This window comes from Bradyrhizobium neotropicale (genome assembly GCF_001641695.1).
Lineage (GTDB): Bacteria > Pseudomonadota > Alphaproteobacteria > Rhizobiales > Xanthobacteraceae > Bradyrhizobium > Bradyrhizobium neotropicale.
Genome location: NZ_LSEF01000124.1, coordinates 54143 through 66312, shown reverse-complemented (window position 1 = coordinate 66312; position 12170 = coordinate 54143). Strand labels below are relative to the sequence as shown.

Below are 12170 nucleotides of genomic sequence, written 5' to 3'. Positions count from 1 at the left end.
AGTTAACCCAACCGCTGGAAACCTCGGCGTCGCAACCCTCTGCTTGGTACGATGACGCGTTGGTTCCGAAAGGACTGCCGCCTCGTGACCAGGCTCGACCGACGCGAATTTCTTCTCGGCAGCGCCGCAACGCTCGCGGCCGGCACATCTGCGGCTGCCGCGCCGGAATCCAAGCTTGCCCAGCGCCGCCCGGGCTATGGTGCGGCGGCCACGCTGTGGAATTTGCAGGCCGATCCGCGGTTCGGCGAAGCGATCAGCACCTATTGCACGCAGCTCGTGCCGGAGCTCGAACTGAAATGGCCGATGCTGCGGCCCGACGCCCACACCTTCGCCTTCGAGCGCGCCGATGCGATCCTGGATTTTGCCCGGCAGAACGACCTGACGATGCGCGGACACGCGCTCGCCTGGTACCATGACATTCCGGACTGGACCAGGCAGATCAAGGACGCGAAGGGCGTCGAGCGTGCCTTCGTCGATCACATCGCGACCGTCGTGTCCTACTACAAGGACAAGCTGACCTCGTGGGACGTCGTCAACGAACCGATCCCCGACAATCCGAAGAAAGTCACCGACAGACGCGACTCGTTCTGGTCGCAAAATCTCGGTGACCGCTGGATCCCGCTGGCCTTCCGCACGGCGGCCGCCGCCGATCCCTATGTCAAGCTCGCGATCAACGAATACGACATCGAGTCGGCAAAGGGCTCTTTCATCGCAAAGCGCGCCGCGTTCCGCAAGCTCATCATGGATCTGCTCGACCAGGGCGTGCCGCTTCACGCCGTCGGGCTCCAGTCGCATCTGCACGCCGAGCTCGAGATCGACACGCACGGGCTTGCCGAATTCGTCACCGAGCTGCGGTCGTGGGGCCTCGAGGTCCTCGTCACAGAGCTCGACGTCAACGACCAGAAGCTGGCGGGCAATCCGGCCGAGCGCGACGCCATCGTCGCCCAGCGCGTCGATGATCTGCTGACCGCGATCTCGACCAGCGGCCCGGTGCGCTCGATCCTGACCTGGGGAATCTCGGATCGCCACAGCTGGATCAACGGGACGTTCGCCCGCGAGGACAAGCAGCCAAACCGTCCGTTGCCGCTCGACGGCGAGTTCAAGCCAAAGCCTTTCCTGGACGTCATCACCAAATTCGCGAACGCCGCCTGAGGCGGACTTAGTGCGCCTTCGACGTCTCAAATGACCATCGAGCCTCACCCACACGCCCGGCGAGGTGGTGGAAACTCACATTCCGAATCAAGATAAAGCGAATCGAAGTCTATTCAGCCGGCAGTCCCTGCGCGAGGCCACGAAAGCGCAGCGGCGCCAGCGATGATGCCCGCTCCCACCAGTCGGCGACGCGGTCGTCGAGCGCGGTCGTACCGCGGCCCCGGCCGGGAAATATCCGGATCTGCTGGACTGCCTCCGCTTCGAAGCCCCTAGCCTTACGCGTGATCCTGACGACGGCGCCTTCGCGGTCCCTTTGCGTCAACGGCACGAGAAGCCGGCCGCGCGGACGAAGCGACTGCAGCCACAACGGCTGCGGATGCGAGAAGCCGGCATGCACGATGATCACGTCCGCGGGGCCGCCGATATCCGCGCATCCGTTGCGATTGATGACATCGACATTGCGGTACGGCGCGAGATAGCCCGCGGCGCGCCGTGCCAGCCGCTCGTCGCATTCGATTGCACGCACCTCACCTTTCGGGCCCACCATCCTCGACAGCACGGCCGAAAAATATCCGAGCCCGCAGCCAACCTGCACCACGCGCTGCTTCGTACCGACGTCGAGCACGTCGATGAAATGCGTCCACAGGCTCGGCAGGCCGGTGTCGAGCCTGCGGCGCGCATCGATCGCCACCAAAACATTGTCATAGAGATGGACGGGGTCGGCGTCCGGCGTCAGCCGATAGCTGCGCGCCGCCTCGCTCTTGATGCGCCAGGGGCCCTTCGGCAGAAAATCCTCGCGCGGGACCGCAGCGAGCGCGTCGAGCAGGCGCGGCGACGAAATCTGCTCGCGCCTCGCAATCAGCTCGACGTAACGCGCGCGCGCGGCCGCGAGATCGCTCATTTCGCCGCATCGACATGGTGACGGTGCGCGGATGCATCCGCGCCGAGCTCGTTCACGAGCTGCATCGCCTGCTTCAGGTCCGGCGTGAGGAAACCTTCGCTGAACTTGCCGACGATCGGCGTGAGCAGCAGGGATGCATGTTCGCGCCTGCCGGCGTCCTGCGACAGCCGCGCAAGGCTGACGGCGGTCCGAAGCTCCCAGGACAGCGCGCCCTGCTTGCGCGCGGTCTCCAGCGAAAGACCAAATAGATCCTCCGCCTCCTGGAGCGAAGCCGCGCTGCCGTCCGACAGGGTGATCTCGCCCTGCAGGCGATAGACCTCGGCGAGATAGGAGTGATCGCCGGTCCGTCTTGCGGTCGCCAGCGCACCGTCGAGAGCACGCAAGGCCGCATCACGCAGGCCGACCTTGGCATAGGCTTCCGCGAGCAGGCAGCGGAACCAGCAGCCCGCGAGCCAGGAGTCCATCGCCTCATACTCGTCGAGACCGAAGCGCATTTGGCTGAGGCCTTCGTCGGCCTCGCCGAGCTGGGTCAGCGCCCAGCCGCGCAGGATCGCAGCCTGCTGCTTCCAGTGCAGGAAGTTGTGCTCGGTCGCGATGATCATGGCGCGGTTGGCGTGATCGCGCGTACCCTCGACGTCGCGCAAGTGCTGGCAGAGATAGGCGCCGAACACGAGCGCGAAGGCGAGCGTGAAGGGATGACGGATCTTCTCGGCATTCGCGATCGCCTGCTCGCTGTGCTGGCGCGCCGCGTCGGGCCGGCCGAGAAACCACAGGAGGTAGCCGAGATAGGACAGCGAGACCACGCCGGGATCGGTGCCATGCCGCTCCATCAGGTCGGAATGCAGATCGGGGCTGTAGAGGTTGATGCAGCGGTGCAGGTGATGCTGTGCGGCGGCAAAGCGGCCGCGATAGAGCATGGTCATCGCGATGGCGCGGTGTGCCTCGATGAGATAGCCGGTCTGCTGCGCCGGATGCGCCCGCTCGTTCAGCCGTTCGCGCTTGGCGAATTTCAACAATTCGACGCTGAGATCATGCGCGCGCGTGAGGTCGGCCCGGATGAAATGGCAGACCCAGAGCCCGCGGGTGGCCGCGAAGGCCTTCTCCTCGTCGTCGAGCTGCTGGCCGAGTTCCAGCGCTCGGATGTAGTTCTCCTCGACCTCCTGCACGGCATAGCCCTTGGCGGCGATCAGCGCGTTGCCGAGCGCGATGCGCAGCTCGAGCTCCATCTCGTCGGCGCCCTGCATGCGCGGATTGGCCTGAACGACGCCGAGGCCGCGACGCAGATGGCCGATCGCCTCCAGATTGGCGCCGCTCTTCGCCGCCCGCTTTCCGGCCTTGAGCCAGAAACTGGCGGCGCCCTCGCTCTGCCCGGACTCGGTCAGATGATGGGCAAGAAGCTCCGGCTCGCGCTCGGTCTTCTCCGGATACATCTCGGCGAGCACCTGAGCGATCCGCGAATGCAGCTTGCGCCGTTCGCTGTGCAACAGGCTCGCATGCGCCGCATTCTGGATCATCACGTGCTTGAAGGAGTAGAGCGCATCCGGCGGATGCCCGCGGCGCACGATCAGCCCCGCCCCTTCCAGATGATTGAGCGCGGCCTCGATCTGCTCCGCCGGCGTGTTGGCGACCGCGTGAAGCGTCTCGTAGGAGAACTCGCGACCGATGGTGGCGCCGATCTGCGCGATCCGCTTGAACGGCCCCATGCGATCGAGCCGCGCCATCAGCGAGTCCGTCAGCGTCGCCGGGATCGCGAGCTGGCGCCATGGCCCCGACAGCACGTAGCGGCCGTGTCGCTCGGTCAGCACGTTGGATTCGAGAACGGTCTTGGTCAGCTCTTCCAGAAACAGCGGCACACCGTCGGTCTTGACGATGATCTCCTCGATGACCTCCTTGGGAAGCTCCCGGCCGGCGACGCGCTCGACCATGGTCGCGCGCAGCGGCCGGCTCAAGCGGTTCAGCACCAGCGTGGTGATGTGCGAATGCGCGTTCCAGCTCGGCTGGAATTCCGAGCGCGCCGTGATGATGACGAGGATCGGCCGGTTCTGCGCACGATCGACCAGGAGATCGACGACCTCGCGGGAGGTCGGATCGATCCAATGCAGGTCCTCGAGGGCAATCACCAGCGGCATGTCGCGCGAGAGCCCCAGGAGATGGTTGACCAGCGCCGCGACGGTCGCGTCCTTCTGCTGCTGCGGCGACAGATCGAGCGGCGGATAGCGGTCTCCCGTCGGAATCGACAGCAGTGCGGCGAGCAGCGGCGTCACCTGCTCGACATCGCCATGGGCGGCGGCGATCGCAATCTCCAGGTTCGTCAATGTCGCGGCAGACGCGTCCTCACGGTCGAGGCCGAGGGAGAATTTGAGCTGCTCGATAAAGGGATAGAACGCCGTCGAGGTGTGATAGGGCGAGCACTGGAACGAGACGTGCCCGTGACGGTCGCCCGCGATCCGCTCGAAGATTTCCTGCACGATGCGCGACTTGCCGATGCCGGGCTCGCCGAACTTGACCACGACCTGGCCGTCACCCTCCTTGACCTGCAGCCAGCGCCCCGTGAGCAGCGCGATCTCCTCCTCGCGATTGACGAGCGGGGTCAACCGCGTGCCCATCGCGGCGGCAAAACGGGTTTCCACCCGCGAGGCACGCACCACGTGCCAGGCCTGGGCCTTCTCCGGGATGCCCTTCAGCGCATGGACGCCGAGATTGCGGTAATCGAATTTCCCCTTCAGTAGTGATTGCGTCGAGGAGGAGATCACGACGCCATTCGGCGGCGCCAGACCTTGCAGGCGCGCAGCGAGATTGACGGTTTCTCCGACCGCGGAGTCGCGCTCCTCGGTGCCCTGGCCCACGAGATCGCCGACCACGACGAGGCCGGTCGCGATCCCGATGCGGACGGCGGGTGCGTGGCTGAGCGCGCCGCGCGGCTCGATCGCGCGCGCGGTCGACAGCACCCGCACGATCTCCAGTCCAGCGCGCACCGAGCGCTCCGCGTCGTCCTCATGCGCGGTCGGATAGCCAAAATAGACCAGGATACCGTCGCCGACGAAGCGGGCGGCATAGCCTTCGTAATGCTTCACGACGCGGACGCAGGTCTCGCGGAAGCTCGCGATCATGTCGCGCACGTCTTCCGGATCGAACTGGGCCGAGAGCGAGGTGGAATCCACCATGTCGCAGAACATGGTGGTGAGCTGACGCCGTTCGGCGCCGGCTTCGGCCCGGGCCTGAGGGCGCGCCACCGCAACCGGCTTCTCCGCCGTCTCGGCCTGAAATAGCGCCGTCATGGCCCGCTGCAGCCGCTTGCGATCGCCAAGCGGCAGTCCGAGTTCGACCAGATCGGCCTCGGTCAGGTCGCCCATGACGTCGAGATCGAGGCGGTGCTGCACGAAAAGATCGTTGTAATGTCCGAGACCGACGCCTTCGAGCCAACGCTTCAAGCCGCCTTCTGCTCCCGTACTCGGCTCTGTCTCCAGCATGGTGATTTCTGCCCGACTATCACTCCGTCGAAGGGCTTTATGGCCCCTCAACCACAGATTTTGGGGCCCAAACTTCACCTCAGACTGGACGCGTTCCCTAAGTTCTTGGAAGAATAGCCCAATCAGACCAAAAAGGAATGGAATTGTCGGAGGTTGCACACCCGGCGCCGGAGCGATCGGCCAGCACGCTGGCCGAAACGAGAGGCTTTGCGCATATCGGCGGCCTTCTCGAGCTCTACGCCCGGCAGACGCCGGCCGCACCCGCTTTGCTCGCGCCCGACCGGCCACCGCTCAATTACGGCGAGCTCGGCGCCCGGATCCTGCATCTGGTCCGCACGTTGCGCGGGCTTGGTATCGCGCCTGCGGACCGCATCGCCGTTGCGCTGCCGCGCGGCGCCGACAGCGCGCTGGCGCTGATCGCAGTCGCAACGGCCTGCGCCTGCGTGCCTGTCAATCCCGATCTGACCGCGGATGAGCTGCAGCGTTACTTCAGCGAATTGAAGCTGACGGCGCTCGTCACGCGGTCCGACATGAACTCGCCAAGTCGTGATGTCGCCAAGGCGCTCGGCATCGCGGTGATCGACTTCGTGCCGGGCCCGGCGGACAATCTCGGCGGCTGCGAGCTCGCCGGCCCGACCGTCGGCCCGCCCAGTGCCAGCGGCGTCTCGCGCGCCGACGACGATGCGTTCATCTTGCTGACCTCCGGCACGGCTGCGCGGCCGAAAATGGTACCGCTGACACATCGCAATGTGTGCCTCTCCGCCGACAATGCCGGCCGCGTGCTGGCGCTCACCGCGCACGACCGCCTGCTGAACGTACTGCCGCTGTTTCATGCACATGGGCTGATCTCCGGCCTTTTGACCGCGCTCGCTGCAGGCTCCAGCGTGATCTGCACCAACGGCTTCGACGCCGCGTCCTTCTTCGGCTGGATACGGGCGCTGCAGCCGACCTGGTACACGGCGGTGCCGACGATTCACCGCGCGCTGCTGACGGCGGCGGAAGCGGACCCGGACCGCGCGCGGTCGTCATCGCTGCGCGTGATCCGCTCCGCCTCGGCTTCGCTCGCGCCCGCGATCCTCGAAGGGCTGGAGGCAACCTTTGGCGTTCCCGTGCTCGAGACCTACGGCATGACGGAAGCCGCCTCGCAGATCGCGGCCAATCCGTTCGAGCTGCGCAAGATCGGCTCGGTCGGCCGTGCCGCGGGCCCCGAGATCGCGATCATGGACGAGGCCGGCCGCGCATGTGCAAGCGGCGTGCGTGGCGAGATCATGCTGCGCGGCGCGAACATGACGCGCGGCTATTACAATGACGAGGGGGCCACAACAGCCGCCTTCCGCAATGGCTGGTTTCGGACCGGCGATCTCGGCTACCTCGACGGCGATGGCTATCTCTTCATCGTCGGCCGCATCAAGGACGTCATCAACCGCGGCGGACAGAAGGTCTCGCCGCTCGAAGTGGAAGAGGTCCTGCTGAGCCATCCGGCGGTGCTGGAGGCCGGCGTCTTCGCCATTCCGCATCCCAAGCTCGGCGAGAACGTCGCGGCTGTGGTGGTGCTGCGGCCGGAGGCGGACGCCACGCCGGATCAGCTCCGCCAGTTCGCGCGAAAACGGCTCGCAGCCTACAAGGTGCCGAGCCTGATCCGCAGCGTGGGGGCGCTGCCGAAGGGCGCCAGCGGCAAGGTCAAGCGCAACGCGCTGGCCGGGCTGATCGCGACTGCCGACGATGGCGATGAGACACGGCTGCCGCGCAATGCGCTGGAAACCCAGCTTGCGGAGATCTGGGCTGGTCTCCTCGAGCTTCCGCAGGTCGGCATCGACCAGGACGTCTTCGCGCTCGGGGCGGATTCGCTTGCGGTGACGCAGATGCGCTCGCGCCTGCGCGAACGCTTCAACGTCGATTTCTCATTCGAGGACATTTTTGATTGCGCCACCGTGGCAGCGCTTGCGGCCCGGCTCGAAACCGCCGCCACTCGCCGCGAGACGACGCTACCGACATGGCACCGTGCCGCGGACGACCACGCGCTGCTGTCGTTCCAGCAGCAGCGGATGTACCTGCTCTCGCGGCTCGATCCGACGCACTACAACTATAATGTGGTGGAAATCGCGCAACTGACTGGCCAGATCGACGCCGCGGCACTTGAGGCGAGCCTTGCCGCGATCTGCCAACGCCATGAGGTGCTGCGCTCGGTGTTCGTCGAACGCCACGGGGAAGCCATGCAGCGCGTGGTTAGCTCGGCGCCGCGCCTCGAACGGACCAAGCTCAGGCCTTGCGCGGCAGACAAGCGGATCGCGGCGATCAGGCGCGAGGCACTCCAGCTCGCGCAGTATCAATTCGATCTCGCGCGTGAGCCGCCGTTAAAAGTCACCCTGCTCTCCTTCGACAAGTCCAGCCACGCGCTGGTGGTCAATGTCCATCACCTCGTCACCGACGGCTGGTCACAACGATTGTTCTGGGAAGAGCTTGCCGCGCATTATTCCGCTACGCGCAAGGGCGGCGTAGCGGCGCTGCCCGCGCCCGCCTTCCAGTACCGCGACTTCGCGCTCTGGCAGCAGAGATGGGCGCGGTCGCCGGCCGCGAACGAGCAGCTCGATTATTGGCGGGCCCAGCTCGACGGCGTCACCACGCTGCCGCTGCGGACCGACCGGCCGCGTCTCCAGGTCTGGAGCGGTCACGGCGCGCGTCACTATCTCGACTTCTCCAAAGCCCTCTCGGCCGATCTGCGATCCCTGAGCCAGCATCAGGGCGTCACATCCTTCATGACGCTGCTCGCGGCCTTCCAGTGCCTGCTGTTTCGCTACACCGGGCACGAGGACGTGGCGACCGGCTCGCTGATCGCCAACCGCAACCAGATCGAAAGCGAGCGCCTGATCGGGCTGTTCGCCAACACGCTGATCCTGCGCAACGATTTTGGCGGCGATCCGACTTTCGGCGAACTGTTGCGACGCGTTCGCCAGGTCACGCTGGATGCCTACCGCAACCAGGACCTTCCGATCGAGGAAGTGTTGCGGGCATTGCAGATCGCGCGAAGGAGCGACGGAAATCCGCTGTTCCGGATCATGTTCATCCTCCAGAACGCATCGATCGAGGCCGCGCGGATGCCTGGCCTGTCGACCCGCCGCCTCGAGGTCGACCCGAAGGTCGCGCGCTTCGACATCACGCTCGAACTGGTCGAGGCCGACGGCCGCTTCACCGGCTTCTTCGAATACGCCACCGACCTGTTCGACGCCGACACGATCGCGGAGATGGCCGCGCAGTTCAAAACCCTGCTCAAATCCGTCATCGCCAATCCGGAGCAGCGCATCTCACGCCTGCCGCTGCTGACGGCGGCCGACCGCCGGCGGTTGCTGGCGATGGGCCATGGCGCTGCGGCGAATTTCGCAAGCCGCGGCAATCTGTGCGAACGCTTCGAGCGGCAGGCCAAGCGGACGCCGAACGCCGTGGCCGTGTCCGACGGGCGCGTGTCGCTCAGCTATCGCGAGCTGGCCCGCAAGAGCCAGGCGGCCGCACGCTGGCTTGCGCGCGAAGGCGTCGGCGCGGAGACGGTGGTGGCGCTGCTTGCGCAGCGCGGTCCGGATTTGCTCGCAGCGATGATCGCCGTGCAGCGGGTGGGCGCCGCGTTCCTGAATCTCGATCCCGAGCAGCCGCCGTCGCGGCTCGCGACGATCCTGGGATCGAGCGGTGCCGGCATGCTGCTGACGGCGCGCGACCAGTCCGCCACGGTCGAAGCGCTGCTCGAGCCGCTGGTCGAAAGAATCCGGGTGGCCGACCTCCAAGATGCGCTTGCGTCGGGATCGACGAAGCCGGCTCGTCCAGTGCAGCGTTCACCCGCGAGTCTGGCCTATCTCATCTATACGTCCGGCTCGTCAGGCGCGCCCAAGGGCGTCATGATCGAGCAGCGAGGGCTGTCGAACCATCTGGCGTCCCTCATTGCCGAACTGGGCCTGTCGGCGAAGGACGTGATCGCGCAGACCGCGCCGCAGAGTTTTGTCATCTCGGTCTGGCAGTTCCTGGCCGGCCCCATGGTCGGCGCGCGCGTCCATGTCTGCGGCAACGAGATCGCGCAGGATCCGATTCTGCTCGCGCGGGAGATCGAGCGCGAGCGGATCACGGTGCTGGAGATCGTTCCCTCGCTCTTGCGCGTCATCGTCGAGCGGATGGACGAAGCTTCCATCCTGCGCGCCTTCTCGAAGCTGCGACTGCTGATCTCGACCGGGGAGCCGCTGCCCGTCGATCTCTGCCGCGCCTGGTTCGCCCGCTGTCCGAAGGTGCCGCTGATCAATGCCTACGGCGCGTCGGAAAGCTCCGACGACGTTTCTCTGCATCGCCTGACCGGCGCCCCAGCGGGGGCGACGACCAGCGTCCCGGTCGGCGCTCCGCTGCCCAACACCCAGCTCTATGTGCTCGATCCGAACCTCGAGCCGCAGCCGGTCGGCGTGGTCGGCGAGCTCTGCATCGGCGGCGCCGGCGTCGGCCGCAGTTACATCAACGATCCGGCGCAGAGCAAAGCGCGCTTCCTGCCCGATCCGTTCGCGCGCCGGGCCGGCGCACGGCTGTACCGGACCGGCGATCTCGCCCGCCGCCGCGCCGACGGCACGATCGAGTGCCTGGGCCGCGCCGACCATCAGGTCAAGGTTCGCGGCTATCGTATCGAGCTCAAGGAGGTCGAGAATGCGCTCAGCGAACATCCAGCCGTGCGCACCGGCATCGTCGAGCCGCGCCGTGACGGAAGCGGCGACGTCAGGCTGATCGCCCACATCGTCGCCAAGGCAGGCACGCCGATCAGCGCCAACGAGCTACGCGATTTCCTGAAAGGCTGGTTGCCGAGCCACGCCGTCCCGTCGGCATTCCTGTTCCTGGAGCAGGTGCCGCTCAACGCCCATGGCAAGATCGACCGCTCCGCCTTGTTGGCGCCGACACTGCAGGAAACGTCCGGAACGAAAGCGGCCGTGCCGGCGCGACGGTTCACCGAGAAGGTTCTTTCCGACATCTGGATCGACCTGCTGAAGGTCGACACCCTTGGCGTCGCCGATAATTTCTTCGATCTCGGCGGTCATTCGCTGTTGGCGGGCCAGGCGATGGCACGCGTCGCCCGTGCGCTTGGCGTTTCGCTGCCGATCAAGACGATCTTCGAAGCGCCGACAATCGAAGAGCTTGCCCGGCGCGTCGACGAGGCCGTGACGACGAAACCGCTCAAGCCCGACGCAAACGTCCCAAGGTTCGCCGAAAGCGGTCCTCCCACGCTGTCGATCGCGCAGGACCAGATGATACGGATCGAGCAGAACCTGCCGGGTCTGCCGATGTTCAACCTGCCCTTCGCGCTCCATCTGCAGGGCCCACTCGATGCCACCGCCCTGGCGCAGGCGATCGACGACGTCGTGCGCCGCCACGAATCGCTGCGGACAGCGTTCGGCTGGAGCGGCGATGAGCCCGTCAGCCGCATCGCCGCCCCCGGCATGCTCGGCCCGGTCCTGACCGTCGAGACCATCGGCGACGGACGGCCACACAACAACAAGCGGCGCAAGGCCCTCGAGCTCAGGAAGATCGAGCTCCTGACGGAACAGGAAACCTTTACCCCGATCGACATCACGCGCGCGCCGCTGCTCCGGGCGCGGTTGTTGCGGCTCCACGCCGACGATCACGTGCTGCTGCTGACGCTGCATCACGCCATTGCCGACGGATGGTCGCTCGGCGTGCTGTTCGACGAGCTTTCCAATCGCCATGCGGCCCTCGCCGGACATCCGTCCGTACCGCTGCCGAAAGTGCCGCTGGCCTTTTCGGACGTCGCGCGCTGGCAACGCTGGTGGTGCAACACGGAAGCGGCGCGCCGGCAAGCCCGTGAATGGGCGCAGAGTTTGCGTGGCGCGGTCCCCGTGTTCGACGGCGAAGCACGCCCGGGCGTGTCTGCCGGCCACCATCCGGTCAGCCTGGAGCCCGAGCTGATCGCGCGGCTCACCGCGTTCGCCGGCCAGCAGACCGGCACGCTGTTCATGGCTCTCCTCACGGGATTGAAGGCCCTGCTGCTGGCGCGGACCGGGCGCACCGACATCTCGGTCGCCACCGCCATGGCGAATCGCACTCAGCCGGACACCGACGGCATCGTCGGCCCGTTCGAGAACACGGTGATCGTCCGCACCCGAATCGCGCCGGAGCTGTCGTTCGCGCAAGCCTTCGCACGGGTGCGCCAGAGCGTGCTCGACGCGCATGCGCGGCAGGAGCTGCCGTTCAACATCCTGGCCGACCATCTGCTGCAGGAGGGAATCGATCCGGCCTCGCTGGTCCAGGTCTATTTCACTCTGCAAAATCCGCTGCGCAAACCGCTCGATCTGCCTCAAATCACTCTGCGATCGATCGGAAACGTCGCGCGCGAGGGCCAGCCGGTGCTGCCAATCGACCAGACCTTTCTGTCGCTGATGCTCAAGGAGCGGCCGACCGGCATCACCGGATCATGCAACTACAAGAGCGAGCTGCTCGACGGGCGGATGATTGGCGAATGGATGGAATATCTCGTCGCACTGCTGGCAGAGGCGGTCGCGCAGCCCGACGCGCCGCTCGGACGATTGCGCAGTCGCAGGGCGGCGTGAGAGGTCGCCTTCGCATGCTGGAGCGAAAAACCACTCACCCGCCAAAGCTGTGAATGCCCAAGTTGC

Annotated in this window: 4 protein-coding genes; 2 read left to right on the top strand and 2 right to left on the bottom strand. The window is 66.3% G+C overall.

Annotated elements, in window-relative coordinates:
- Window positions 1-84 precede the first annotated feature (84 nt).
- Window positions 85-1152, top strand: coding sequence for an endo-1,4-beta-xylanase (locus AXW67_RS39530; RefSeq protein ID WP_082908235.1), 1068 nt, complete (start codon window positions 85-87; stop codon window positions 1150-1152).
- Window positions 1153-1261: 109 nt separating this feature from the next.
- On the opposite strand, the gene AXW67_RS39525 is transcribed toward AXW67_RS39530, so the two are convergent.
- Both AXW67_RS39525 and AXW67_RS39520 read right to left on the bottom strand, forming a co-directional pair.
- On the bottom strand, window positions 1262-2053 hold the full coding sequence (locus AXW67_RS39525) for a protein-L-isoaspartate O-methyltransferase family protein (RefSeq protein ID WP_063682251.1): 792 nt from the start codon (window positions 2051-2053) through the stop codon (window positions 1262-1264).
- A complete protein-coding gene (locus tag AXW67_RS39520; RefSeq protein WP_063682250.1) occupies window positions 2050-5523 on the bottom strand; it encodes an ATP-binding protein in 3474 nt (1157 codons plus the stop codon). Before AXW67_RS39520 ends, AXW67_RS39525 begins: the two co-directional genes overlap by 4 nt.
- Before the next feature lie 137 nt (window positions 5524-5660).
- On the opposite strand from AXW67_RS39520, the gene AXW67_RS39515 reads away from it, so the two are divergent.
- Window positions 5661-12104, top strand: a complete 6444-nt coding sequence (locus AXW67_RS39515; protein ID WP_063682249.1) for a non-ribosomal peptide synthetase — start codon at window positions 5661-5663, stop codon at window positions 12102-12104.
- Window positions 12105-12170: the final 66 nt, after the last annotated feature.

Bases quoted from the DNA above. Each gene is read 5' to 3' on its own strand.
- AXW67_RS39515 (WP_063682249.1), top strand. From the start codon at position 5,661: ATGGAATTGTCGGAGGTTGCACACCCGGCGCCGGAGCGATCGGCCAGC.
- AXW67_RS39525 (WP_063682251.1), bottom strand. From the start codon at position 2,053: ATGAGCGATCTCGCGGCCGCGCGCGCGCGTTACGTCGAGCTGATTGCG.
- AXW67_RS39520 (WP_063682250.1), bottom strand. From the start codon at position 5,523: ATGCTGGAGACAGAGCCGAGTACGGGAGCAGAAGGCGGCTTGAAGCGT.